The sequence below is a fragment of the Rhodococcus sp. KBW08 genome, from assembly GCF_003852455.1.
Taxonomy (GTDB): Bacteria; Actinomycetota; Actinomycetes; order Mycobacteriales; family Mycobacteriaceae; genus Rhodococcus_F; species Rhodococcus_F baikonurensis.
In genome coordinates, this window is record NZ_QAJJ01000016.1 from 373,131 (window position 1) to 397,528 (window position 24,398).

22 protein-coding genes are annotated in these 24,398 nt (G+C 63.1%); 10 read left to right on the forward strand and 12 right to left on the reverse strand.

What is annotated here, in order from left to right; translation table 11 throughout:
- Window positions 1–37: 37 nt before the first annotated feature.
- Window positions 38–1,267 carry an MFS transporter gene (locus DBV08_RS20565; protein ID WP_124568661.1) on the forward strand — a complete coding sequence of 410 codons (1,230 nt, stop codon included), beginning with the start codon at window positions 38–40 and terminating at the stop codon, window positions 1,265–1,267.
- Here the strand turns inward: DBV08_RS20565 and DBV08_RS20570 are convergent.
- From DBV08_RS20570 to DBV08_RS20585, 4 genes are read right to left on the reverse strand one after another with little or no spacing between them, the layout of a single operon-like run.
- On the reverse strand, window positions 1,228–1,896 hold the full coding sequence (locus DBV08_RS20570) for a trans-aconitate 2-methyltransferase (RefSeq protein ID WP_124568662.1): 669 nt from the start codon (window positions 1,894–1,896) through the stop codon (window positions 1,228–1,230). The two genes, DBV08_RS20565 and DBV08_RS20570, sit on opposite strands and share 40 nt — an antisense overlap.
- 36 nt (window positions 1,897–1,932) lie before the next feature.
- On the reverse strand, window positions 1,933–4,476 hold the full coding sequence (locus DBV08_RS20575; RefSeq protein WP_124568663.1) for a polynucleotide kinase-phosphatase: 2,544 nt from the start codon (window positions 4,474–4,476) through the stop codon (window positions 1,933–1,935).
- A complete protein-coding gene (locus DBV08_RS20580; protein WP_124568664.1) occupies window positions 4,473–5,897 on the reverse strand; it encodes a 3' terminal RNA ribose 2'-O-methyltransferase Hen1 in 1,425 nt (474 codons plus the stop codon). Before DBV08_RS20580 ends, DBV08_RS20575 begins: the two co-directional genes overlap by 4 nt.
- Before the next feature lie 37 nt (window positions 5,898–5,934).
- The gene (locus DBV08_RS20585) at window positions 5,935–6,972 is read right to left on the reverse strand and encodes an Rv2578c family radical SAM protein (RefSeq protein ID WP_124568665.1); all 1,038 of its coding nucleotides are present in this window, start codon (window positions 6,970–6,972) and stop codon (window positions 5,935–5,937) included.
- 98 nt (window positions 6,973–7,070) lie between these two features.
- Between DBV08_RS20585 and DBV08_RS20590 the strand changes: the two genes are divergently transcribed.
- Genes DBV08_RS20590 through DBV08_RS20605 form a run of 4 tightly spaced genes read left to right on the forward strand, consistent with a single transcriptional unit; the run spans window position 7,071 to window position 10,667 of the window.
- Complete coding sequence (locus tag DBV08_RS20590; RefSeq protein WP_095970242.1) at window positions 7,071–7,451, forward strand: RidA family protein; 381 nt, start codon at window positions 7,071–7,073, stop codon at window positions 7,449–7,451.
- A gap of 54 nt (window positions 7,452–7,505) precedes the next feature.
- Entirely contained in the window at window positions 7,506–8,405 is a 900-nt protein-coding gene (locus tag DBV08_RS20595) for a DUF5995 family protein (RefSeq protein ID WP_124568684.1), read from the forward strand.
- Between the two features lie 49 nt (window positions 8,406–8,454).
- Window positions 8,455–9,888 (forward strand): putative nucleotidyltransferase substrate binding domain-containing protein, encoded by a 1,434-nt coding sequence (locus DBV08_RS20600; RefSeq protein ID WP_240952160.1) that lies wholly within the window; start codon window positions 8,455–8,457, stop codon window positions 9,886–9,888.
- Window positions 9,885–10,667 carry a Fic family protein gene (locus tag DBV08_RS20605; RefSeq protein WP_095970244.1) on the forward strand — a complete coding sequence of 261 codons (783 nt, stop codon included), beginning with the start codon at window positions 9,885–9,887 and terminating at the stop codon, window positions 10,665–10,667. Before DBV08_RS20600 ends, DBV08_RS20605 begins: the two co-directional genes overlap by 4 nt.
- A 38-nt stretch (window positions 10,668–10,705) precedes the next feature.
- Here the strand turns inward: DBV08_RS20605 and DBV08_RS20610 are convergent, their stop codons facing one another.
- The 4 genes from DBV08_RS20610 to DBV08_RS20625 are packed head-to-tail and all read right to left on the reverse strand — an operon-like array spanning window position 10,706 to window position 15,730.
- The gene (locus DBV08_RS20610; protein WP_124568666.1) at window positions 10,706–12,688 is read right to left on the reverse strand and encodes a 5-oxoprolinase/urea amidolyase family protein; all 1,983 of its coding nucleotides are present in this window, start codon (window positions 12,686–12,688) and stop codon (window positions 10,706–10,708) included.
- On the reverse strand, window positions 12,685–13,338 hold the full coding sequence (locus tag DBV08_RS20615) for an urea amidolyase associated protein UAAP2 (RefSeq protein WP_124568667.1): 654 nt from the start codon (window positions 13,336–13,338) through the stop codon (window positions 12,685–12,687). The genes DBV08_RS20610 and DBV08_RS20615 overlap by 4 nt, the downstream gene beginning before the upstream one ends.
- Entirely contained in the window at window positions 13,335–14,168 is an 834-nt protein-coding gene (locus tag DBV08_RS20620) for an urea amidolyase associated protein UAAP1 (protein ID WP_124568668.1), read from the reverse strand. Before DBV08_RS20620 ends, DBV08_RS20615 begins: the two co-directional genes overlap by 4 nt.
- Window positions 14,169–14,170: 2 nt before the next feature.
- Entirely contained in the window at window positions 14,171–15,730 is a 1,560-nt protein-coding gene (locus DBV08_RS20625) for an amino acid permease (RefSeq protein ID WP_095970248.1), read from the reverse strand.
- Window positions 15,731–15,927: 197 nt separating this feature from the next.
- Here DBV08_RS20625 and DBV08_RS20630 point away from each other — a divergent pair, with 197 nt between their 5' ends.
- Entirely contained in the window at window positions 15,928–16,692 is a 765-nt protein-coding gene (locus DBV08_RS20630) for a TetR/AcrR family transcriptional regulator (RefSeq protein ID WP_260395671.1), read from the forward strand.
- Here the strand turns inward: DBV08_RS20630 and DBV08_RS20635 are convergent.
- On the reverse strand, window positions 16,655–17,209 hold the full coding sequence (locus tag DBV08_RS20635) for a transglycosylase family protein (protein ID WP_095970250.1): 555 nt from the start codon (window positions 17,207–17,209) through the stop codon (window positions 16,655–16,657). The two genes, DBV08_RS20630 and DBV08_RS20635, sit on opposite strands and share 38 nt — an antisense overlap.
- A 440-nt stretch (window positions 17,210–17,649) precedes the next feature.
- Between DBV08_RS20635 and DBV08_RS20640 the strand changes: the two genes are divergently transcribed.
- Complete coding sequence (locus DBV08_RS20640) at window positions 17,650–18,297, forward strand: hypothetical protein (RefSeq protein WP_124568669.1); 648 nt, start codon at window positions 17,650–17,652, stop codon at window positions 18,295–18,297.
- A gap of 67 nt (window positions 18,298–18,364) precedes the next feature.
- Here DBV08_RS20640 and DBV08_RS20645 read toward each other — a convergent pair whose 3' ends face one another.
- The 3 genes from DBV08_RS20645 to DBV08_RS20655 are packed head-to-tail and all read right to left on the reverse strand — an operon-like array spanning window position 18,365 to window position 22,467.
- Entirely contained in the window at window positions 18,365–20,047 is a 1,683-nt protein-coding gene (locus DBV08_RS20645) for an ABC-F family ATP-binding cassette domain-containing protein (protein ID WP_124568670.1), read from the reverse strand.
- 15 nt (window positions 20,048–20,062) lie between these two features.
- The gene (gene kstD / locus DBV08_RS20650) at window positions 20,063–21,847 is read right to left on the reverse strand and encodes a 3-oxosteroid 1-dehydrogenase (RefSeq protein WP_124568671.1); all 1,785 of its coding nucleotides are present in this window, start codon (window positions 21,845–21,847) and stop codon (window positions 20,063–20,065) included.
- Window positions 21,847–22,467, reverse strand: a complete 621-nt coding sequence (locus DBV08_RS20655; RefSeq protein WP_206029209.1) for a TetR/AcrR family transcriptional regulator — start codon at window positions 22,465–22,467, stop codon at window positions 21,847–21,849. Before DBV08_RS20655 ends, kstD begins: the two co-directional genes overlap by 1 nt.
- Window positions 22,468–22,625: 158 nt before the next feature.
- Between DBV08_RS20655 and DBV08_RS32940 the strand changes: the two genes are divergently transcribed.
- The 3 genes from DBV08_RS32940 to DBV08_RS20670 form a co-directional block, all read left to right on the forward strand.
- Window positions 22,626–23,129, forward strand: coding sequence for a hypothetical protein (locus tag DBV08_RS32940; protein ID WP_240952161.1), 504 nt, complete (start codon window positions 22,626–22,628; stop codon window positions 23,127–23,129).
- Window positions 23,126–24,181 (forward strand): serine/threonine protein phosphatase, encoded by a 1,056-nt coding sequence (locus DBV08_RS20665; RefSeq protein ID WP_124568672.1) that lies wholly within the window; start codon window positions 23,126–23,128, stop codon window positions 24,179–24,181. Before DBV08_RS32940 ends, DBV08_RS20665 begins: the two co-directional genes overlap by 4 nt.
- 81 nt (window positions 24,182–24,262) lie before the next feature.
- On the forward strand, window positions 24,263–24,398 hold a 136-nt coding region (locus DBV08_RS20670), incomplete at its 3' end, for an ATP-binding cassette domain-containing protein (RefSeq protein WP_124567042.1).

The following is a 24,398-nucleotide window of genomic DNA, read 5'->3' on the forward strand; positions in this document are numbered from 1 at the left end:
GCGCAGGTGTGTATCGATACATGTATCGTTACACAACATGACCGCTCGACTGCCCAAGGCAACCACGCTCCGGCTGATGACCCTGGCCGGAGCAGCCTTCGCCTACGTGACGGCCGAAATGCTCCCCGTCGGACTGCTCAGCGAAATCTCGACGGACCTCGACGTCACCGAAGGGCGTGTCGGCCTACTGCTGACCTTCTACGCATACGGTGTCGCGGCCTTGACTCTTCCGCTGATCGGAGCGGTCAAAACCTGGCCGCGCCGACGCGTCGTCGTTCTGACGGTGGCCACCCTCGCGGTGTCGCAACTGGTCGCAGCGTGCGCCGTCAACTATCCGATGCTGGTGATCGGACGATTGCTCTGCGCTGCGACGCACGGAGTGTTCTGGGCTGTCGTTGCACCGGTCGCAGCAACCCTGGTTCCACGCGGACAACAGGGCAAGGCAATCGCGATGGTGTATGCCGGAACGTCTCTCGCTTTTGTTCTCGGGGGTCCACTTTCCTCGGCGATCGGCCAATCCTGGGGTTGGCGAACTGCGTCGGCGGCAATCGGTGTGGTGGCAGTGATCATCGCTTTCTCGCTGCATCGTGCGCTGCCTGAGATGCCGGTCGACCAGCGCCATCGGAACAAGCGAGACAAACCGAAACCGACACCGGAGATGCGACGGGCACTCGCCGTCATCTGCGCGGCAACGCTGTTCGCCGCCCTGGGACAGTTTGCGTCGTACACGTTCTTCACGCTTCTGGTGGAGGAAAGCCTCGGCTCGTCCGGTGGCATCCGTACCGCGATGCTTCTGGTGTACGGCGCAGCGGGCGCCGTCGGAGTGTGGGTCGCCGGCAAGTACTACGACCGCCGACCGCGCCTCTTCACGCTCATCTCGATCGCGACGGTGGCCGGCGCGCTGGCCATTTTCTGGCTCCTGGCGCCGTCGATGGGAGCGTTCGCCGTCGTCGCCACGATCTTGTGGGGCGCGGCGTTCACCACTGTTCCGATCTGTCTCCAGTCCTCGGTTCTGCGCGCCGTCCCGATCGGGACCGACCGCGCGTCCGCCATCTACGTCGTCGTGTTCCAGATCGCGATTGCAACGGGCGCTCTGCTCGGTGCGGCCGTCGTAGACAGTGGTGGGCTCTCACATCTGGCGGGCATCGGGGTCGCCTTGATGATCGGTTCCTTGGTGATAGTCGGGTTCGGGCGACGCGCGTTTCCCCAGGAACCGGAACGGTCTACTCACTCCCCCACCGACGCGCCCGCGGGCCTCGCGTCGTAGATCAAGGTGTATCGCCAGAACAGTCGTCTCCTGATCCTGCTCCCTGGCAAACACGACGCGGCCGCGCGCCGGACGTCAGCCATCGACTCACCCGGGTCAGCGGTGGGAGCCGTCATCGCCTTCAGCGACTCGGAGGCAACCCGTCGATGCTTGACGACGCCGACGACGGGATTGCAGACGGTCGCCAACACCGACAGGAGCCCGTCGGTGGCTGTGGTCGATCGATAACACCCGACCACGACGAGCCGGCCGCTCGGTTCGAGCAGGCCGCGCAGCCGCTTCATCGATTCGTCGAGTGGAAGATGGTGCAGCGCCGCGACGACCGTGATCGCGTCGTACTTCGCCTCGGATGCAAAGTCCTCGATCCGCCGTGCGTCGATGATCACGTTCTCGTCGTGGACAAACCTTGCGCGCACGGCGGCCGAGGTCGTGGGGTCGGGTTCCACACCGACCACCACGTCGAATCGCCGACGCAAGAGTTCGATCAGATTGCCCGTCCCGCACCCCACGTCGAGAGCACGAGCGGACCTGACCCCGCGCAGTTTACGTAGAATCCATCGGCCGTAGTGATCGTTGTGACTCCACGGATGGCGTCGGTTGAAACCGTCCAAGCGAGTAATTACGCCCATACCCGACGGTATCAATCCGAGCCCCGGCACCGGCCGTCACAACCGCGGGTCGACCGGCTCCGATTCGAGAGCCAACACCGCGAACACGGCCTGGTGCGCTCGCCACAAAGGTTCACGGTCGACGAGCCTGGAGACTGCCTCCATGCCGAGCGCGTACTCGCGCAGCGCCATCGACTGCTTGTGCCCGAGGTTGCGATTGCGTAGCCGAGCAAGCGTCGACGGTTCGAGGTAGTCGGCACCGTAGATCAATCGCAGGTACTCCCGGCCGCGAACCTTGATGCCCGGTTGTACCTTCGCGTTGTACCCCCGCGGTCCGTGGATCTGATTCGCCAGAGGTTTGACGACCATCCCCTCACCACCGTCAGCGGTCAGCGACTCCCACCACTTCGTCGCTTCGGACACCGAGTCCTCGGAACCGAGATCGACTACCAGTCGACGCGTGGTGGTAAATCGATTCGGGTCGGCCGCGGCCAGGCGGTCCGAAATACCGAGGTGCCATTCGTGATCCCGTTCCCCGTACGACTGGCCCTCGGTCGCAAGAATCTGGAAGGGCGCGATGGTGACGCCGTCCAGTCCGTTCGTCGGCCACACGTACCGTCGGTAGGCCTCACCGAAGCGGTCGATACTGGCAGCCCGAACAGTTGTCTGTTCGAACATCTCCGCCACGTCCAGGCCCCGCGAACCTGCCTGCGCCAACACGGCCTCGCGAGCGGCGAGGTCTGATCGCCCTGCCGCCGCGACCGACGCATACTGCGAGCGCAGCAGACCCTCCGCTTTGACGTTCCACGGCAACAGTTCGCAGTCGAGGAGCAGCCAGTCGGTGCCCAACTCTTCCCACAACCCCGCTGCGGTGACTGCGGCGGCGATGTCGTCGATCAACTGCTGAGTCAGGCCGTCGCCGAAGAACTGACGGCCGGTGCGGGTGTGCACCATCCCGGTGAGCGAATCCGGTGCGTCGAAGCGGGACTGAGCAACCGATCGATCACGGCACACGAGCACCACTGCCCGCGAACCCATGTGCTTCTCTTCGCAGATCACTGTTCCGATTCCGCCGGCCCGGTATGCGTCGAACGCGGTCGACGGGTGCTCCAGATAGTCGTCGGACTGAGCCGTCGCGCAGGGCGCCATGGTCGGCGGTAGGTACCGCAGCCATTGCGGGGCGACCGCGAAGCGGCTCATCACTTCCAAGGCGCCGGCGGCGTTGTCGGCGCGAACGGACACTCGCCCGCGCAGTTCGGTGTCGACGCCGGTCGTTTCGAGGACGTCGGCGAGATCGAGCACATCCGGATCGCGAGTTGGCGCAGCCAGCGGCACCACCGGCTCGTACCAAACCCGCTCCGCCGGAACCGACACGATCTCTCGTTCCGGGTATCGAAGAGCGGTGAGGGATCCACCGAAGACGCACCCGGTATCGAGGCACGCGGTGTTGTTGATCCATTCCACCTCGAGCACCGGCGTGTGACCGTAGAGGACCATGGCTGATCCTCGGTAGTCCTGCGCCCACGGGTATCGAACAGGCAAGCCGAATTCGTCCGTCTCACCGGTGGTTTCACCGTAGAGCGCAAAGCTTCGCACCCGGCCGGACGCCCTGTTGTGGTAGTCCTCCTTGAGACCGGCGTGTGCGACGACGAGTTTGCCGTCGTCCAGGACGAGGTGCGCCACGAGGCCGTCACAGAAGTCGACGACGCTTTCGCGGAACTCCGCCGACTCGGCGGCAAGCTGCTCGAGCGTCTCGGCCAGTCCGTGACTGGCCGTGACCTTCTTACCCCGAAGTGCTTTGACGAGTTTGTTTTCGTGGTTACCCGGAACTGCTATCGCATGACCCGCCGCGACCATCCCCATGACCAGACGCAGCACACCGACCGAGTCCGGTCCCCGATCCACGTAGTCCCCGAGGAAGACGGCAGTTCGCCCGTCCGGCGGCACGGCATCGACAGCGCGGCCATCCGTCCCGTAGTCGAGGGTGTAGCCGAGTTTCACGAGGAGCGACTCGAGCTCACTTCGACATCCGTGGACGTCGCCGATGACGTCGAACGGGCCATGCTCGACACGCAGATCGCTGCGCAGCGGGTGGCGCGAGAATGTGGCTTCGGAAACCGCGTCCTCACCTCTGAGGATGTGAACCGAACGGAAACCTTCCTTACCCAAACCTCGGAGCGAGCGAGTCAACTGTTGGTGCTGGCGGCGAATGACGTCGCGTCCGAACGTCCGATCAGAGCGAGCGTCGTTTCGTGCCGAACACACCGATTCCGGAACATCGAGCACGACTGCCACCGGCAGTATGTCGTGCTCGCGTGCCAACGCAACGAGCCGCTTGCGCGCAGCGGGCTGGACGTTGGTCGCGTCGACAACCGTGAGACGTCCGCGTCGCAGACGCTTGGCTGCGACGAACTCCAGCACTTCGAACGCGTCGGACGTCGATTCCTGTGAGTTCGGATCGTCACTGACCCACCCGCGGAAGGTGTCACTCGAGAGAGTTTCGAAGTCACCGAAGTGACGCGCCGCGAAGGTCGACTTTCCCGAGCCACTGACACCGATGAGTACTACAAGAGCGAGGTCTGGAATCTCGTACACCGTCATGACGTTCGTGCCTCCTTCGTGAAGATCGCCATCTGAGTCGGCCCGCCGAGGGCCGGATCGATGGCTCCGACGAATTCGAACTCCACGGAATACCCGTGGGCTCGGGCCGTTTCGGTTGCCCAGTCGCCGAATTGGGTTCGGGAGAACTCGAACCTGTGGTCCGGGTGCCTGAACTCTCCCTCCGCCAACGCCGGATACAGCACGTTGTAGTCGGCATTCGGAGTTGTCATCAGCACGTACTGAGGTGCTGCGTCCACGAAGACCGATCTGACCAGGGCAGGCAACCGCGCAGCATCGACGTGCTCGATCACTTCCATGAGCACGGCTGCGTCGAAGCCTTTCATCCGTGCATCGCGGTAAGTCGCCGACGACTGCATCAAAGACACCCGTTCACGCTGGACGTCGGACATTTCGGTGAACTTCAATCTCCGCTGCGCACGCGTCAGTTCGCGCGCGCTCACGTCGACCCCGACAAGTTTGTCGAATCGAGCGTGCGGCATCAGTGCCTCGATCAGTTTCCCTTCGCCGCAACCGATGTCGACGATCGTTCGCACGGGCAGTCGCTGAAGCGTCGCCGACACTGCGTCGATGCGAAGCCTCGCCAGCGGCGGATCCGGTCGCGGTACTTCGATCTGCGCCTCGACTTGTTCGGGAATCAGTCGATCGACAACCGATTCGACCAGGTCGCGTCGACGAGCCAGGTAGCGGGACATGATCAGCGCGGAATCCGGATGCGACGCCAACCACTCTCCAGCGACGCGGATCAATTTGTCTGCCTCGTCGGGTCCCACCCAGTAGTGCTTCACGTCGTCGAGGACCGGCAACAGCACGTAGAGGTGCCGTAGGGCGCTCTGCACCGTGTGTTCCCCGGTGAGCGTCAGCGATACGAAGTCGGAGTTTCCCCACGTCGGCAGGTGCGGATCAAGCTGCACCGGTATCGCGGTTACATCCCAGCCCAGCGGCTCGAACAGCCGGCGAGGCAAATCCGCATCGCCGCCACACGGAACCACCGGAATCGAGACGGTCAACGCTAGTTCGGCTCCGACGAGTTCCGGGTGTGACTTGCACGTTCCCGTCAACGCGGTGCGAAACAGCTTCGACAGGGCAACCGAGAGGATGGACGACGCCGCATACGGCCGATCGTTGACGTACTCCCCCAGCGAAAAGTTGTCGCCACTCTTGCCGCGTCGATACCTACTCTGCACAAGTTCGATGGGGTCGACGTCCACAATCACTGCCACAGTTGTCTTCTCGGCCGAGGACTCCGGGTACAGAACCGTGGCGGTGCCGATCGCCAAGTCGAAGCTTTGCACGCGGTCGGGATGTTTGTGCAGCAGGTAGCTCAACGCGGTCGCATCAGGAGTCTGCGAGGTCGGGGTGGACGTCAGTGTGAGTAGCACCAGGCGAATGTAGCCCGGCAAACGTCCGGGGCGCCTCCGATTTACGCGCCCACGGCCGTCAGAACAAGGTAAGAGCTGCTCCCGCACCCACCAGTTCCCGAGGCGCCTCGCGCGATTCGATGCCGGCTGCACTGACGTCTCGATGCTCCGAGCGACCACCCAACCCATGACGCTCGACCAGTGGCTCGACACGGCTTGCAAGCCAGCGCTTGTACTCGGGCGTGACATACGCACCCCGCCCGTACAGCTCGCGGTAGCGACGGATGAGCGCCGGGTGTTCCTGAGCAAGCCAATTCATGAACCAACCCCGAGTACTCCCGCGCAGGTGCATCGGAAAGACCGTCACGCTGCTCGCGCCTGCCTCCGACAGTGCCTCGAACAGACCGTCGAGGTGACTGGTGGAATCGGTGAGGAACGGAATGACCGGCGCCACCATCACATTGCACGAGAATCCGGCATCGGTGATGGCGCGGATCATCTCGAGACGCGCCCGCGGCGACGGGGTACCAGGCTCGATCTGCTTCTGAAGGGCTGCGTCGTTGATCGCCAACGACACTCCGATTCCGACGTCGACCTGCGTCGCCGCCATTTTCAACAGCGGCAGATCCCGTCGGAGCAGAGTTCCCTTCGTCAAGATCGAGAAGGGAGTTCCCGATTCGGTCAACGCGCGAATGATGCCGGGCATCAAGCGGTATCGGCCCTCGGCTCGCTGATAGGGATCTGTGTTGGTGCCCAGTGCCACCGCCTCCCGTTTCCAGGACTTTCGCGCCAACTCCTTACGGAGCACCGCGGCGATGTTCGTCTTCACGACCACTTGGGAGTCGAAATCCGCGCCGGCGTCGAGGTCGAGATACTCGTGACTCGGTCTCGCGAAGCAATATCGGCATGCGTGCGAGCAACCACGAAAAGCGTTGACGGTGAAGCTGAACGGCAACGTCGACTCTTCGGGCATCTTGTTGAGCGCGCTCTTGCAGAGCACCTCGTGAAACGTGATTCCCTCGAACTCGGGAGTCTGCACGGAGCGCACCAACCCGGCCCGTTCGAGTCCGGGTAGCGCTCCGTCATCTGCATCCAATGCCTGACCCGACCACCTCATGGCCCCAAGTCGAACACTTGTTCTAAGCTATGTCAAGATGAAGCGAATAGCCGACCGTGCCTCACCACGGCCGGTGAGTTGTTGGCACAATTCCTCGCATGTCGAACACAAGCACGCCGAACAGAATCAACATTTCGTCCGGTTCCGAATGGGAACCGAAGATCGGTTACTCCCGCGCCGTGCGCATCGGTAACCAGATCGCAGTCTCCGGCACCACCGCTCCTGGTGAGACCCTCACCGATCAGACCCGCGCAGCGCTCGAAACCATCAAGGCAGCACTGGCCGAGGCAGGCGCCACCCTCGGCGACGTCATCCGCACTCGCATGTACCTTCGCGACATGACGCAGTGGGAGCAGGCCGCTCTCGCCCACGGCGAAGTGTTCGGCGAAATTCGTCCCGCCACCACGATCCTCGAGGTCAGCTCGCTGATCGACCCCGCTCTGCTCATCGAGATCGAGGCCGACGCGGTTATCAGCTGATCGCCAATCCGGACATTTGCGGAAGTGGGCGCCTAGTCTGAGCCGATGACACCGATGCGGCTGTATCCGTTGACGCTCGCGCTCGGCATCACCGTCACTTTCCTCGCGTCCACCTTCCTCTCGCCCGGCTCTGCACTCGCAGATCCGGGCGAGAGTCTTTCGACGGCCTGTGGCAGCCCGCTGAGCAATGCCGAGGTGGATCGGGTTGCCGAACTCAGTGACGTCACGACGCTGACCGGCGCTGGACTACCGCGTCTCGAGACCGCTGTCGAACGTCATCGGGAGATCACGTCGATCCTCGTCTCACACCATGATTGGCGAGGCTTGTTCTCCGTCGGCCTCGACGCTGTGGAGCACGAGGCGGTGATGCCGCTGCAGCGAGACCCTGCGGCCTTCGACGATGACGAGTGGGCCCATTCGGTCAGCTACGAATTGCTGCGCAGGTACCTGGTGAACGTCCATGCGGAGTTCACCGGCACTCCCACCGATCCGGCGTGGAGCAACTACTTCACCCTGACCCGTCAGTGCGACGCCAGTCCGGCACGAGTCGCCATGGCCGGCTACAACGCCCATCTCACCGTCGATCTCGCTCACGCCGTCGCCACATCCGGAACCACTGCGGAGGATGTCCCCGATTTCTACAAGATCGTCGATTCCATTGCCGTCAAGGGTGGTTCGATCGTGACCCTCACCAAGGCCGAGTACGACGCCGATCTGGGGCCGCTCTGGCGGTTCTACTTCGTCGGCGAAGGACTCGACCGATTGGCCGGAAACTCGCAGCCCTCGGAACTACTGCTCCGCGCCGCCGACAGCGGATACAACACCATCACACTGGCCAACGGATTCGCCCTCCAGAATCCGCAGACACGTCCCGGCGCAGAACAGGAGATCGACGCGCTCTGGCGTACTACAGATTCCGCTCTCGACGTACTCTCGCGACTCGGTGGTCTCTGACATCTCCCCCTCCGCTCCCTGAAACGGACACACCTGCGACAATGACCCCATGACGGGGCACTCGGCGGGGCAAGGCATGCAGAGTCCCGCCATGCGCCGGGTGCGAGACCTGTTGCGCGGGCCCGCAATTGTCTGCGACGGCCGGGCAACCATCCGCGATGCCGCCAAGTTGATGACCGATGCGGGCCGCCGCGCTGTTGTGATCCCGACGGAGACAACCGGTTTCGGAATCTTCACCGAAGGTGACCTACGTGCTCGCGTGGTAGTCGGTGGTATCGACAGCAACCAGCCGGTATCAACGGTGATGACGCCGTCAGCAGTGACAGTCGATCCGGATCGACTGGGCGCCGACGCCGTGACCGACATGCTCGAGTACGGATTGCGCCATCTGCCGGTCGTGACCGAGGCGGGCGCACTGATGGGTGTGCTCGAACTCAGCGACCTCCTGACTTCGGCCACCAATCAGGGTTTCGAACTGCGCGCAGCGCTCGCCACGGCACAGGACGACTCCCACCTCGTCGAAACAGCCCGCGCGGTCCCTGTTCTGGTGGCGGAATTGGTGGCGTCACGGGTCTCACCGCTCGACATCGGTGCGACGCTGGCGGTGCTGATCGACGTGACGGTCAGGCGAGCCATCGAATTGGTCGTGGGCGGAGACGAGCGACCGGATTTCGCGTGGCTGTCGCTCGGCAGCGTCGCCAGACGTGAAGCGCTCCCCTCTTCGGATATCGACAGCGCGCTGGTGTGGGGCGGCGAATCTCATCACGAGGGAGCCGACGCCGCGAAGACCATCCACGACATCCTCGATCTCTGCGGGTTCCCCCGCGACACCAAGAACGCCGTCGCGACCCAGGCCAGGTTTGCGCGGACGCTCCCACAATGGCGCACTGCGCTGCGGAAATGGGTGTCCAATCCGTATCAGGACCAAGCCCTGGTCATGTTGTCGATGCTCGCGGATGCCCGCGTCGTCGCGGGCGATCCTGCGTTGGATCCTCGTCCTGCGGCGTTGGATCAACTGCGACTGCACCCGGCAGTGATGCGCCTGCTCCTTCGCGAAGCGGTCGGCGACAAGGCAAAGCTCCATTCGTTCAAGGACGTGATGACGCGTCGGACCGGAACCGTCGACCTCAAAGCCAGCGCCGTCCAACCGATCGTGAACATCGCTCGATGGGCGGGGATTTCCGTGGGCGCCCGCACGAGTTCGACCCTCGAACGCCTCAAAGCCGCAGCGGGAAGTGGTTTCCTACTCGACGACGACGCCCAGGTACTGATCGAATCTTTCGAGGTGCTGCAGCAGATTCGTGTCCGCCACCAGACCGATCAATTCTCCGCGGGTAGGCCCCCGACCGACGAAGTCGTGATCGCCGAACTCACTCCCCTCTCGCGTAGCTTGCTGAGCAATGCGGTGCGCGAAGTCGCGGGTGTGCAACGACGACTCGAATATGCCGCGTCCGCGTCGGCGCTACCCGACATCGACCCGTGAATCGCACTGCGCTCGAACAGGTTCTGGCGGCGGAGCGCCTCGAAGGCTGGGATCCGAGCGATGAGCAGATCGCGGAACTCGAAGCCGTCCTCGTCGGAACACTCTCTCGGCGTGAATATTTCGAGCAGGAATTGGCGCGGGCTGTCGGCCTGTCGTCACCGATTCCCCCGCGGATCCGCTGGCGAAGATCAGCGCCGTACGTCTATCGCGGTACGTCGGTACTCGAGAACAACTTCGACGTGCGGGATCCCGCTGCCCTGCAATCACTCGAGTTCGCGGCGACCGCGCTCCGCCTGGGTGAGGCGCACCTCGGCAGCGACCTCGTACCGCACACGCGAGACACAGCCGAACTACTCCTGCTTCACCAGCACGTTTTCCAAGACCTGTATCAGTGGGCCGGCCACATCAGAACGGTCGACATCAGGAAAGGTGCGGCGACGTTTGCGCCGGTCTCGGCGATTCGGAACTATCTGTCCGAGGTGGAAGAGATCATCGCCGCCGTCGATTGGGTAGCGCTCGATCACGGCGCTGCGTCGTTCGCGCTCGCATCGGTGTACTCGACGCTCAATCATGCCCACCCGTTTCGGGAAGGAAACGGGCGAACCGGAACCCTCTTCCTGCACCGACTCTCCGCCGACACCCGGCATCAGCTCGACTTGTCGCGGGTGAGCAGAATCGAGTGGGTATCGGCGTCGAGGGACTCTGCGCCTTTCCGGCCCACCGGAACCCCGTCGCCTCGCCCGTTCATCGATCTGTTCAATCGCGCTCTGACTCGCTGACGCACACGACTGCCGGTGGTCCGCGCTGGGATCGACCATCAACCGGGCAGCGCGAACTCCCCTGCATCGGACCAGCGTTGACGCTCGGCCCCGAATGCGACGGACTGCATCGCGCGGAACTCCTCGATCGAGCGCGAGTTCGACGCGAGGAACTCTTGATGCTCGGCCAGCGAGAAGCTGCCGTCCTCGATCTCGACGCCCCCGCCGCGGCCGGCGGCGGTGTCCGCGCGCAGATCCATCAACTCGTCCGGCTCGACGGGGTACCAGGAGATCCGGTCGAAGAATCGCAGCAACCACGGAGTGCCCTCCTCGAACGGCCCGGACTTCGCGGGATGACGGTGATTCCACACCTGCGTCGTACGTCCGACGAACTGGTATCCACCTGGGCCTTCCATGCCGTAGATGCAGAGGTAAGCCCCGCCGATCCCGACGGCGTTTTCCGGGGTCCAGGTGCGGGCCGGGTTGTACTTGGTCGTGACAAGACGATGACGTGGGTCGAGCGGCGTCGCGACCGGAGCCCCGAGGTAGACGTCGCCGAGTCCGAGCACCATGTATTCGGCGCCGAAGACGGTGTCGAACACGTCGTTCACGGATTCGAGACCGTTCATCCGGCGGATGAACTCGATGTTCCACGGGCACCACGGCGCGTCGGCACGCACGCCGTGCATGTACCGCTGGATCGCTTCGCGCGTAGCCGGGTCGTCCCACGACAGTGGCATCCGCACAGTGCGACTGGGCACCACGAGTTCGTTGGCAGCAGGCAAGGTGTCCTCCGCCTCGCCGAGCATTCCCATCAGCTTGCGGACGGGCAGGACGTCCGGGTCGACGCGAACCTGCAGGCTGCGGATTCCCGGTGTGAGATCGAGTAGTCCGGCCGGCTTCTCGGCTTCGAGTCGCTGATGCAGTGCATGTGCACGCGCACGGAGCGCCAGGTCGAGGTTCATGTCGCCGTATTCGACCAACACGTTGTCATCGCCTGAGCGCCGGTACGTGACCGCGGTGTCGCCGTCACGGCGGGCTATGACGCCGTCGTCGCCGTCACCGCCGGAGGAATGCACAACCGAATTGGACGCTCGACGCGATACTCCGAGGTCACGGCGGGAGGCTGCGCGTTCGGCGCGGATCGGTACGAAGCGAATCTTGTTCCCGGGAGCCAACTGTCCGAGCTTCCAGCGATCAGCGGACACGACCGTGATCGGGCAGACGAAGCCGCCGAGGCTCGGTCCGTCGGGTCCGAGGAGGATGGGCGTGTCGCCGGTGAAGTCGAGTGCACCGATCGAATACGCGTTGTCGTGGATATTCGAAGGGTGAAGTCCCGCTTCGCCGCCGGTGGTTCTGGCCCAGTCAGGTTTCGGACCGATCAACCGGACTCCGGTGCGGTCGGAGTTGAAGTGGACCTCGTACTCGGTCGCGTACAGCGTCTCGATGTCGGAGCGGGTGAAGAACTCCGGCGCCCCGTGCGGGCCCTCGGTCACCGCAAGTTCCCAGCAGGTGTATATCGCCGGAACATGCTCGGCGGGAACAGCTCCCGCTGCGCCGGTCGCCTGTCCGAGTTTGAGAACGTCCCCCGCCCGCAGGGTCCTCCCTTCGTGTCCACCGAACCTGCCGAGGGTGAAGGTCGACGCGCTGCCGAGATAGTCGTCGGTCTCGATTCCGCCCTGGACGAGTACGTAGGTGCGCAGTCCCGGGCCGCTGACCGTTCCGACATCGAGCACCGCTCCAGCGGGGACGAAAACGGGACGCCACTGACCGTGTGCGACGCCGTCGACCGTCACCGACACCGGGGCGCCCGTGACGCATACCGTGGTGTCCTCGTCGAACGTCATCGCAGGTCCGGCCATCGCGCATTCGATGCCGGGAGCACCTTCGGGGTTTCCGACTGCGGTGTTTCCCAACCGAAACGACAGGTCGTCCATCGGGCCCGACGGTGGGACTCCGATCTGCCAGTACCCGACGCGTCCTGGATAGTCCTGAACCGTCGTCAACATTCCGGGACGCACGATGGTCAGTTTTGCGTTCATTCGTCTGCCTCCGGCCGTGTGACGATCATGCGGACGGCAGTCGGATCGAAGCCGTTGCACGGGTTGTTGATCTGCGGGCAGTTGGACACGAGGACGAGCACGTCGCGTTCGGCACGCAACGCGAGCCGCTTGCCTGGCGCTGAAAGCCCGTCGACGATCCCGAGCGTGCCGTCGGGGTCGACCGGGACGTTCATGAAGAAGTTGATGTTGGACACCAGGTCCCGCTTACCGAGCCCCCATCTGGCGCCCTCGACGAGGAAGTTCTCGACGCACGCGTGCTGATGTTTGGTGTGGTGGCCGTACCGCAGGGTGTTCGATTCCTGTGAGCACGCGCCGCCCACGGTGTCGTGGTTTCCGACCTCGTCCGCGACCAGGGTCATGAGTGGAGTTCCGTCGTCACTGCGAAGCACGGAGCCTACGGACAGAAACAGGTTCTTCTGGGCTGCGACCGTCGCTGCTGCCGAGTACCGAACACTGTGATCGTCACTGGCGTAGACGAGTGTGTCGACGGCTTGGTTTCCGTGCAGATCGACGACGGTCAGGACGTCACCGGCGCGGACAACTGCGGACCACGGCCCGAATGCATCGGCAATCTCGTCGAGGATCACCGTTCCGGGAACGAGGGCGGGCACATCCAAGGTGGTGGTCATACGATCTCCTCCAGGTTCGAAGCCGTCCAGGCATCTTCGGTATTGAGCACTGCGCGTTGGTATTCCGGCTCGCCCCCGGCAAGGCTGCCGAGTTCGTCGGCCGCATTCCACGCGAGCACTTCGAGGGACGTGGTGGGAAACTCCAGCGCCGGATCGAGTGGGTGCGCGGTGTTGGCGATCATCACGATGACCGGCAGGTGGATGAGAAGATCGACCGTTGCGCCTGCGCCGGCGGATCCGGTACTGGTGAGAGCGCCGTCCGCCTCGACGCGGACACCGTGGAAGAAGGACAACGGAGGCGCAATGTCCTGCGGCCCGAGTCCGTTCTTCGCGGCAGCGACGGTGAACAGTTCGCGTCCGGCGGGTGCGGCGCTGTGCAACGAACCCTGCCCGTACTTCGCCTCGTTGGTGGCACGTGACGTCGTTCCGCAGAACGCATCGTGGTGACCCGACGTGTCTGCGACCACGGTCGCAAGTACTCGCCCCTGATCGGAGAGCAACGGGTGTCCGACGCCGAGATAGGCCTGCCATGGCACCTTGACGGTATCGGCGACGTTGAGACGCTCCCAGGGGGCGTCGGCGCGATAGAGCAAGATGTTTGCGCAGGCGCTGCCGGCGATGTCGCGAAGTCGCAATCGGGTTCCACGGGCGAGAACCTTGGTCGTGTACCGCCCACCCGGCACGGTTTCAGCCCAGGTCAGACGTTCGGGAGCGACGTCCTCGGGTGGGTTCGGCCAATGCGTTGCAGGCAATACGGGCATGGAATCGGTGATCGTTCCAGCTTGGGACCGGGCATGCTCGCGCGCTCCGGCGGTGGTCTGAGTACTCATGGTCAGGCTCCGATCGTGACGGGATTCGGGGTGGCGCGGCCGCGCGGGAAGCAGGCGACTCCCAACCCCACCACCAGCGCTATCGTGATGGGCGCGGCCCACTGCAGAATGGGGTACTCCCCCGTGGGGTTGAAGATCTCGGCTCGTGGCCAGGACAGGTTGATCACCATCAGCGCGCCGTACACAACCGCGGCGATGTTGACCGGGACTCCCCAGATGCCCAGGGAGAAAAGCTTTTTGCCTTCGGCGTCGAACTTGGGGCCGACAGCGGTGCGCGGCCAACCCTTGAGACGCTGAACCAGCAGCGGCACGGTCACCATGAGGTAGGCCAAGTAGATCAAGATGATGCATACGCTGGACAGAGTCGCGAAAATTGCCGAGTTGCCCACGTTGACGGCCAGAACGGCTATGCAGATCAGGCCGATGAGGACGGACGGTGCGATAGGTGTTCCGGTGCGGGGGTTGACCTTTGCCAGTATCTGCGAGGCAGGCAGCCGGCCGTCGCGGGCCATGGAGAACATCAGCCGTGACGCAGCAGTCTGAATGGCCAAGGTGCACACGAACACTGCGATCGAGACGTCGATCAACAGGACCGTGCCCCACGGCGAACTCAGAATCGATGTCAGTACGTACGGCAAACCTTCCGTGGCCAGGCGTCCGTCGGTGAGTGAGGGGGCTGCCATCAACGCGCCGAGGATCATCAAGCCACCGCCGAGTGCGGAAGCGGACAGTGCAAGGCGGATCGTACGAGGTGCGACGCGTCGGGGGTTGCGGGTCTCCTCCGCCAACTCCCCTGCCGAACCGAAGCCGACCATGACGTAAGCGGCCATCAGTCCGGACATGATCCACGCCCAGGCGTATCCGGGCTGACCGCCGGCACTGCCGGTGTCGAAGACGACGTCCGGTCCGCGCTGAGCGTGGGTGAAGAACATCCCGATCACTGCGATGACACCGACGATTTCGCAGGTCACACCGATATTGTTGATACGCGACATCCAGTTGACGCCGATGCAGTTGATGAAGGTGGTCAGAACCAGAAGCACCGAACCGAGCAGCACGGCATTGGCAGCGCCGCTCGAGGAGGTGAGCGCACTGTCCTCGCCGATGATCTGGAACCCGCTCCACACATTGGGAAGCACGACCTGCAAGGCGATGGCAGCAGCCGATGCAGTGACGATCTGAGCGAGAATCATGAACCACCCGGCGAACCAGCCGACTATCTCACCGCCCATCCGTCGCGACCACTGGTAGATGGCTCCCGAAATCGGATACCTGGCAGCGAGTTCCGCGAAGTTGAGCGCGACCATGAACTGGCCGACGAAGACGACCGGCCACGTCCAGAAGAACGCCGGACCCGCGAAACCGAAACCGAGGCCGAACAATTGGAAGATCGTCGTCAGAATGGAGACGAAGGAGAAGCCCGCAGCAAACGACGCGAACTTTCCCAGCGATCGATGCAGCTGCTGCTCGTAACCGAACTCCGCGAGATCGCCGTCGTCGTGAGGTGACGAGGCGAGTGCGGATGCGGTGGTGGGCTGCGCAGCCGGGGTTGTTGCACTCAACGGCGTACTCCTTCGGCGAGGCGATTCAGAGGCGAATAACTGTCGATTGACAGTTTTCGCGAAATCAACTCGTCGCAGGTGACGCCCGCGTATACGATTCGCCCGATTCTGTAACAGGCTCGTTGAGTACGTTTCGAGCATGTGACCGAATGCTCACAGGGCCGCCCACCCCGCACGTAAGGCCTCCGCCTGCCACTATGGAAGGCGTGACCAACGCCGGCCCCGGACGACCCCGCCTGACCGCTCGCCGACGCCCGGGTGGGACCGCCCGGGCGGAGATCTTGGATGCTGCTGCAGAACTGTTCACCACCCGAGGCTTTGCCGCGACGTCGACGCGCCACATTGCCGAAGCTGTCGGGATGCGTCAGGCGTCGTTGTACAACCATTTCGCCACCAAGGACGACATCCTCGTTGCACTACTCGCCGACACAGTGACTCCGGCGCTCGACTTCGCCGAGAATCTCAGGCCTCTCGACGCCTCTCCCGAGGTGAAGCTGTATGCACTGTCGTACCTCGACGCGGCGCAACTGATCACCGGTCGGTGGAACCTGGGCGTCCTTTACCTCTTGCCGGAACTGAGAAGCGACAGATTCATGTCGTTCCGGGCTGATCGCGATCGGCTTCGCGAGCAGTACCGGGCACTCGCCCAAGCAGTTCTCGACGCGATGGGCGATCCTGCGTCGACACAACTGGCCGAGTTGCCGTTTCGTCTGGTCGAAAGCGTGATCAGCGCAAGAGCCGACGCACTCGAAGGAACACCGATCCCCGACGCCGCGGTGATCGCCGGGTCGGCACTGCGCATTCTGGGGTGGCGCCAGGATCTTGATCCCATCCACACGGAAGCAGCAGAGCTCATTGCGAACGCAGAAACGTCGACATTGTCCGGACAATGTCGACGCAATGAAGACCTGAACGGCCACGAGACTAGACCGAGAGGGACTGTCCCGGGAAGATCAGGTTGATGTTCGGGACCTGGCTGGCGAGGTTCTCGAGCGAGATGCCGTGTGCAGCAGCGATCTTCGACAGGGTGTCGCCTGCCTTGACCACGTAGTTGCCGCTTCCGGTGCTTGCTGCCGGAGCCGACTCGACGGAAGCCTCAGCGGTAATGGGAGCTGCTGCGGCCTCGTAGTTGCCTGCGGTGGTGCCGGTGGTCAGGTACTGACCGCACACGGGCCATGCGCCGACGCCCTGGCCTGCGAGAACGTTCTCGGCGACACGGATCTGCTCAGCCTGGCTGGCATTGGCAGCGTTGCCCGATCCACCGAACGCGTTCCAGGTGCTCTGAGTGAACTGGAGACCGCCGTAGAAGCCGTTGCCGGTGTTGGCAGCCCAGTTACCGGAGGACTCGCAGTTCGCGACTCCGGACCAGTCGTGGCCGGCTGCCGAAGCGGTACCGGTGCTCATGGCGAGCGGGATCGCGACGACTGCGCCTGCGGTTGCAACTGCGCCGAGGGCGCGCTTGAAGGTAATGCTGGTCATTGGGTAGATCCTCTCCGCTACCGCGGACGAGGTCGGTCCGGACGCTTGCACGTCTCGTCGATCGACTCGTCTGTTTCACTCCTGCCCCGCGAAGGTTTCGGGAGTACCGGACCCGCGGGGCAGAAGCACGCAGTTGCGGGTCGGTGTTTGCCCGGTAGTTTCGGGCTGTCAACGACCGTAGGCGATGGTCACGGATTGGTCACGGGGCATTTTTCCGGTACTGATGTACCAGATTCTGTCGCAATTCGAGCAATAGCCACAGGTCAACCGATTGATTCGAGGTTCAACCATACCGATCGTTATCCGTCCGTTATGTGGCAACCGTCACTGCGATTTTGTGACCCACCGCACCGAAAAAGGCCGTGTCGGACCACGAAGGAGCCCCCTTTGGATGTTAAGAGATTCCTGGCAACGGGCAAAAACCAACCGCCCCAATCGTTATGGAGAATCAACTGGTGATCATCGCAGTGGAAGGACCCAGCGCCGCCGGCAAGACCACTTGGTGCCGAGCCCAGATGACGAATGAATCGGTCGTCGAGGAATTCGTGGCCGAATATCAGCCCACCGGGTTCGAACCGGATGGAACCAACCTCGAAGTGCAGGCAAGTTACTGGGCAACGGTCAATTCGAACCGATGGTCGCAAGCGAAAGAACTCGAAGTGAGATCCGGCATCGCGATCTGCGACAGCGACCCGTTGAAACTGCACTACAGCTGGTGCCTCGCCGCAGTGGGTGCGGCACCAGCGGAGCGATTCGAGCGCGAGCTTTCGGCAGTGGAAAGCGCTTTTGAACAGCTGAAACTGGGTTTCGCAGACCTGACCGTCATTTCGATGCCGTCACCGGAACAACTTCGGCTGCAACGCGAAAGAGACCACAGCCGCCGACGACGGCACTTCGAGCTTCATGCAGCGCTCGCTGGGCCACTCACCCACTGGTACGCGGCGATCGACCGAGTAGATCCAGGTCGCGTTCTGTGGCACTTCCCGACACAGCTCGATCTTTCGCAGTGTCCACCGCCTCGATCGGATCGCAGCGATCTGAGTCTCCTTGACGCAGTGATCAACGAGTTGCCGCCTCATCCCAAATAGCCAGCAGATGCGCACTCGGTCAGCGAGACACAGCGTCACCGAGACACAGCGTCACCGAGACACAGCGTCAGCGTGCTCGTTCGACCCTGGCCTCGTCCCACACCGGCGACTCGCTCTCGTACACGTTCCCGTCCGATCCGAAGACGAGGAACCTGTCGAACCCGCGCGCGAACCAACGATCGTGGGTGACCGAGATGACGGTCCCGGCAAATTGTGCGATGCCCTGCTCGAGCGCGTCCGCCGAATGGAGGTCGAGGTTGTCGGTCGGCTCGTCGAGCAACAACATCGTCGCGCCGGAGAGTTCGAGGAGCAGAATCTGCAGACGCGCCTGCTGTCCGCCGGACAGGTCGTCGTACTTCTGCTCGGCTGCTCGAGACAGTCCGTAACGATCAAGAGCCCGGCTCGCCGCTTCACGTCCCATTCCGTTGCGGTGTTCGTCGCCCATGTGCAGGATCTCGAGCAGCGTATTTCCGGTCAGATCAGGCCTGGAGTGGGTCTGCGCAAACAATCCGGGACGTACCCGGGCACCGAGCGTCGCGGTACCACCGTGCTCGACCGGCGCGATGTCGAGCGCCTCGACGGGTAGATGCTCCGTCCCCGGGTCGGTTCCACCGCCCGCCAACAGACGGAGGAAATGCGACTTTCCGGAACCGTTGGAGCCCAGCACGGCAACGCGGTCGCCGTACCAGATCTCGGTGTCGAAAGGCTTCATCAGCCCCGTCAGCTCGAGATCCTGACATACCAAGGCCCGCTTGGCGGTTCGCCCACCCTCCAGCCGTACTGTCACCTTCTGCTGGAGGGGGATCGCCTCGGGCGGTCCGGCCTCCTCGAACTTCGCCAACCGGGTTTGCGAAGCGTGATACCGCGCCGCGACGCCGTCGTTGAACTTGGCCTTCTCACGCAATCGCAGAACAAGGGCACGAAGTTTCGCGTGCTCCTCGTCCCAGCGTCGACGTAGTTCTTCGAATCGAGCGTTGCGATCTTCGCGGGCCTGGTGGTAGCTGGCCAGCCCAGCGCCGTGGGTCCACGACGTCGCGCCGCTGATTCCGGGTTCGAGCGTCACGATGTGGGTAGCTGCATTGGCGATCAGTTCGCGGTCGTGGCTGACGAACAAGACGACTTTCGACGATTCCGAGATGGTCTTCTCGAGCCACCGCTTACCCGGAACATCGAGGTAGTTGTCCGGCTCGTCCAGCAGAAGTGCGTCGTCGGGCCCAGCGAACAGTGCTTCGAGGACCAACCGCTTCTGCTCGCCCCCGCTCAGCGAGTTGGCCGCTCGCCACTTCGCACGGTCGTACGGGACACCGAGAGCCGCGGTGGTGACCTTGTCCCAGAAGTCTTCCGTCTCGTAGCCTCCGACGTCAGCCCAATCGGCCAGTGCGTGTGAATATTTCATCTGAGTTGATTCTTCGTCGCGCTCGATCATCGCGTTTTCGGCTGTATCGAGCGCCAGCGCTGCGTCGCGGATCGGTGCCGGAGACACGGACAACAGCAGATCTCGCACGGTGGACTCGTCGCGAACCTGGCCGACGAATTGCCGCATCACGCCCAGTGTGCCGGATCGAGTGACTGCGCCCTCGTCGGCGACGGCGTCTCCGGCGATAATGCGAAGCAACGTCGTCTTACCAGTGCCGTTGGGGCCGATCAGTGCAGTTTTTGCACCGTTTCCGACCCGGAAGCTGACACCGCTGAGCAGTTGTCGACCATCAGGGAGGAAGTAGTCGACGTCGGCGATGTTGAGGTGGGTCACGCTCTCAAGAGAACCCTACCCACGGCGTTCTGCCAAACCATTATTGCGGTCCACGGCCTCTTGGCCTCTACCCTCGGCCTGTTGGCCTCTGCCCTCGGGCAAGCGCCCGGCCGCATCGAGCGCCGCCAGATAGCCGAAAACCATTGCGGGACCGATAGTTGCACCTGGACCGGCATAGGTATGACCCATCACCGGCGAGCTGGTGTTACCTGCTGCGTAGAGCCCGTCGATGACCGAACCGTCCGCGCGCAACGCCCGCGCGCAAGCGTCCGTATCGATGCCGCCCTTGGTCCCGAGGTCTCCCGGCACCATTTTCGCGGCATAGAACGGACCCTTCGTAAGTTCTCCGAGGCTGGGGTTGGGCTTGTTGGTGCAGTCGCCGTAGTAATGGTCGTATCTGCTTGTCCCACGGCCGAAGTCGCGATCGACGCCTTCGCGGGCATAACTGTTGAATCGTGTGATCGTCGCTGACAACGCGTCACCTGGCACGCCGATCTCGGCAGCGAGTTCGGCAATCGATCCAGCTCGTACGATCGCGCCCGATTCGATCCAGGACCGAGGAATCGGCCTGCGCGCCGGAACTCCCGCGAACAGGTAACGGTCACGGTACGTCTGATCGAAGATCAGCCAAGCCGGGATGTTCTCAGCGGGTCCTTCACCTCGGCCGTACTTTCCGCCGAACATCGCATGCGCCGCTTCGACATAGGGAAGCGACTCGTTCATGAAGCGATTGCCGCCGGCGTTGACCATCAGACTGCGCGGCAACGAGCGTTCAGCCAAGGCGAACCACGGGCCTTTGGGCAGCGGAATCGACGGGGCCCACCACGCGTCGTCCATGTACGAAATTGCCGCGCCGACCCGCAGTGCCGCCCGTATCCCGTCCCCGGTATTGGTCGGTGCCCCGAGGGTCCACTGTGCACTGCTCGGCCGACGCTGGTACTCGCCTCGCATGTCGTCGTTGTTGTCGAACCCACCGCACGCGAGGATGACGCCGCATCGAGTGTGCAGTGTTGTCTGCACTCCCCCGGACTCGAGTCGCACGCCCACGACACGGTCACTGTCGGTAATCAAATCCACAAGCCTCGTTCCGAGCTTCACCGGCACTCCAACTCCCCGAACTCCGAGCATCAGTTCCGCCATGAGCGCTGGGCCGAGACCGATCAACTTCTTCTTCCTGGCCTTCGCGGCCAGCGAGCGCATACCCACCCGCAGCATTCGCACCGGCCCGCGCCAATGCCGAATCCCCGTGCTCAGCCAACGGTAATCAGATTGTTGGACAACCATGTTGAGCGGAACCTTCATGTACGGCGGATGAAGTGTCGCAAGATCGTCGCCCAGTGCTCGCGCGTCGAACGGGCGCGGCTCGCACGAGCGGCCGCTCGCAAGTCCGCCGGGTGCCTCGGGAAAGTAGTCGGAGTAACCCTTCACCCATTCGAGCTCGAGTGCAGAGTGCCGAATCAGGAAATCGAGGGCTTCCGGGCCTCGATCGATATACGTGTCGATACGGTCGGTGTCCGCATCCTCTCCGACAATGCTCTTCAGATATGTTCGCGCAGAGTCGATATCATCCGCCGGCGCCTCGCGGCGAAGTATCGAGTTTCCTGGAATCCACACTCCACCCCCGGACCGGGACGACGAACCGCCCCAGTATTCGGACTTCTCCACGAGAATCGTCGAGAGTCCGTTTCGGGCGGCGGTGATTGCCGCGGACATACCGGCAGCCCCCGAACCGACAACAACCACATCCACCGCGGGCAGATCCGCTACCGGTGGCACGGTGTCCTGAGGGTTCTCGGTCATCACTGGTCACTACCTTTCGTGTCGTCTTCATCCTGCGTGCGCCACCGGGATCCCCGGACCGCGTCGAGCGCCCCCTCGACGCACACGGGAAGTGATGCGCCGCGCTTTTGGGGGTTACGTATCCATTGGCGATAACCGAATTCCGCCGCTGCCAACATCAGATGAACGAGAAGTCCGGGGCGGCTGTCATTTTCCGGATCGAGGTGCATCCGGTGCGCCACCAACTCGACCAACCGATCACGATGCTCGGGCGCGATGAGCGCGACTCGATCCATCAAATGCGGCGCGGTACGAAACGCTGCCCGCCACTGATCGATCTCCGAGGACTCGAATGCATTGGAGCGTTCGAGGATCGCCCGCGAGATCGCAAGATCAGCCGACTCGGATGCCGGGCGATCCTCGAGCAACGTCACGATTCCGGCGCCGCCCTGCCTGACCGGATCCAACAGCAGATCCTCCTTGTTGCGAACGTGCCGGAAGTACGTACTTGCCGACACTCCCGCCGCCGCCGCAATCTGCTCGGTGGTCACGTCCTCGAATCCGTCGCGCGCGAACAGATCGAATGCCGCACGTTGAATGTCTGCTCGCACCTGCAACCGCTGTCTCTCTCGTAGTGACATCAGCAACGTCCTTCCACTTCGGCCGAGATCCGACCTTTCTCGATAGTGCGAGTCTCACCTATCATGACAGTCACTGTCAATATCCAATTCTCTGTCAGGTATCAGCAGACCTCGGCGTTTCGTTGACAGGGCATTCGGTGCCACGACAAGCTTCGAAGATGAAAAGTTGGTTCGCGGCAGGCCTCGCAACGGCGATCGTCTCGCGGTCGCTGCTCCACAAAGCCTTGCTCTTCAAGTTCGGGCGCGACGTCCGGGCGCTCAACTCCGGGAACTACCGCCCATTGTTGGGGTCCTATCACCGCGACGCAGTTCTGAGATTCGCAGATGGCGATCATCGGTGGGCCGGGGAGCACGCCGGGCGGGACCGAATCGAGAACTTTCTCCAGGAATTTGTCGCTGCCGGACTTCAAGGCGAAGTCACCGAAGCGTATTTCGGCGGTCCACCATGGCGGATGACTCTGCTCGCCCGTTTCGACGACCGAGCCCTTGGCCCCGACGGCTCCGTCATTTACCACAATCGAACAGTGCTTCTCGTTCGAACCAACTGGGGCAAGATCATCGAGCAGGAGGACTACTACGAGGACACCGCCAGAATCGGTGACTTCGACAGGCGACTCCGCGAGATCGAAGCCGGACGATCCTGTGGCACAGTCGTGGAGTGAAACACGTCAGGATTGACCGCCACCGAAAACTGTCGACATTCCTGTCTTCCCAGAACGATGTCGAACTGGCCCGACTGACCGACACCGCTCGAGTCTCGAGCATCGGCGTGGGCGGCGCAGCAGGAGTGGTCAATGTCTGCGACCACAGGCTCAACTGTGTTCCGATATTCACCAAACGCATTCCACTGAGCGATCGGGAACTCGCCGACGTCGGCTGTACCTCCAATCATTTCGATTTGCCGATGTTCTACCAGTACGGCATTGGCGGCCCAAGCTTCAACGCCTGGCGAGAGCTGGCCGCGAACATCATGGTCACCGAGGCCGTCCTGGCCGGCGAAACACAGTCGTTCCCAATGCTTTACCACTGGCGAGTGCTGCCCGGCCGATCGCCGGTTGCGCCCGAACACGCCGACATCGATTCCGTTCACACCGCCCGCGCCAGTAGTCAAGTGCGAGTCCGCCTCGAAGCGCTCGCCGCTGCACCGTGCAGCCTCGTACTGTTCTGCGAGTACATCGCACACCCGATCTCGGATTGGCTGCAAGACAACCCGGCCGCCAAAGCTGCCGACCTCGAGCGCCAGTTTTCGGAGATCGTGGCGTTCTTGCGAGATCGACAGTTGCTGCACATGGACGGACATTTCGGCAACATGCGCACCGATTTGGAGCGGATCTATCTCACCGACTTCGGACTGGCCACATCCCCACACTTCGACCTGTCGACTGTCGAGCATGACTTCGCCCGGCGCCATGCCACTCATGACGCCGACTATGCCGCCATGCTTCTGGTCAACTGGCTGGTGACCGAGGTCTGCGGCGTACCGAGACCGAAACACGGCGGACCAGTCACCCGCAACCAGTACGTACGACGATGCGCCACAGGTCATATCCCAGGTGATGTGGCACCGGAGGTGGCCGCGATCTTGACCCGGCACGCGCCCGCCGCTGCGAGGATGAACGACTTCTACTGGCGATTGTTCGACGGCGACTTCGATGCGCCCTACCCTCATGCCGCGGCAGTTCCGACTTCCGGTCGAGGACAGGGTTTTCCCTGAACTGCCGTCTCCGCATCTCAGGGTTCATGTCATCCTCCGGACGGATGTGCTGGTCAGTGCCGGTAGGGCACAGTTCCCCTCATGATTGAACTGAGGGGATTGACCAAGGTTTACGGACCGACGAAAGCGGTGGACGATTTGTCGTTCACGGTCAAGCCAGGCATCGTGACGGGCTTTCTGGGCCCGAACGGTGCAGGCAAGTCGACGACGATGCGGA

Coding starts and splice junctions, on each gene's coding strand:
- DBV08_RS20655 (WP_206029209.1), bottom strand. CDS start 22,467: ATGTCACTACGAGAGAGACAGCGGTTGCAGGTGCGAGCAGACATTCAA.
- DBV08_RS20610 (WP_124568666.1), bottom strand. CDS start 12,688: ATGAACGCAAAACTGACCATCGTGCGTCCCGGAATGTTGACGACGGTT.
- DBV08_RS20640 (WP_124568669.1), top strand. CDS start 17,650: ATGGAGAATCAACTGGTGATCATCGCAGTGGAAGGACCCAGCGCCGCC.
- DBV08_RS20585 (WP_124568665.1), bottom strand. CDS start 6,972: ATGAGGTGGTCGGGTCAGGCATTGGATGCAGATGACGGAGCGCTACCC.
- DBV08_RS20575 (WP_124568663.1), bottom strand. CDS start 4,476: ATGACGGTGTACGAGATTCCAGACCTCGCTCTTGTAGTACTCATCGGT.
- DBV08_RS20595 (WP_124568684.1), top strand. CDS start 7,506: ATGCGGCTGTATCCGTTGACGCTCGCGCTCGGCATCACCGTCACTTTC.
- DBV08_RS20600 (WP_240952160.1), top strand. CDS start 8,455: ATGACGGGGCACTCGGCGGGGCAAGGCATGCAGAGTCCCGCCATGCGC.
- DBV08_RS32940 (WP_240952161.1), top strand. CDS start 22,626: ATGAAAAGTTGGTTCGCGGCAGGCCTCGCAACGGCGATCGTCTCGCGG.
- DBV08_RS20590 (WP_095970242.1), top strand. CDS start 7,071: ATGTCGAACACAAGCACGCCGAACAGAATCAACATTTCGTCCGGTTCC.
- DBV08_RS20635 (WP_095970250.1), bottom strand. CDS start 17,209: ATGACCAGCATTACCTTCAAGCGCGCCCTCGGCGCAGTTGCAACCGCA.
- DBV08_RS20565 (WP_124568661.1), top strand. CDS start 38: ATGACCGCTCGACTGCCCAAGGCAACCACGCTCCGGCTGATGACCCTG.
- DBV08_RS20615 (WP_124568667.1), bottom strand. CDS start 13,338: ATGACCACCACCTTGGATGTGCCCGCCCTCGTTCCCGGAACGGTGATC.
- DBV08_RS20570 (WP_124568662.1), bottom strand. CDS start 1,896: ATGGGCGTAATTACTCGCTTGGACGGTTTCAACCGACGCCATCCGTGG.
- DBV08_RS20630 (WP_260395671.1), top strand. CDS start 15,928: ATGGAAGGCGTGACCAACGCCGGCCCCGGACGACCCCGCCTGACCGCT.
- DBV08_RS20620 (WP_124568668.1), bottom strand. CDS start 14,168: ATGAGTACTCAGACCACCGCCGGAGCGCGCGAGCATGCCCGGTCCCAA.
- kstD (WP_124568671.1), bottom strand. CDS start 21,847: ATGACCGAGAACCCTCAGGACACCGTGCCACCGGTAGCGGATCTGCCC.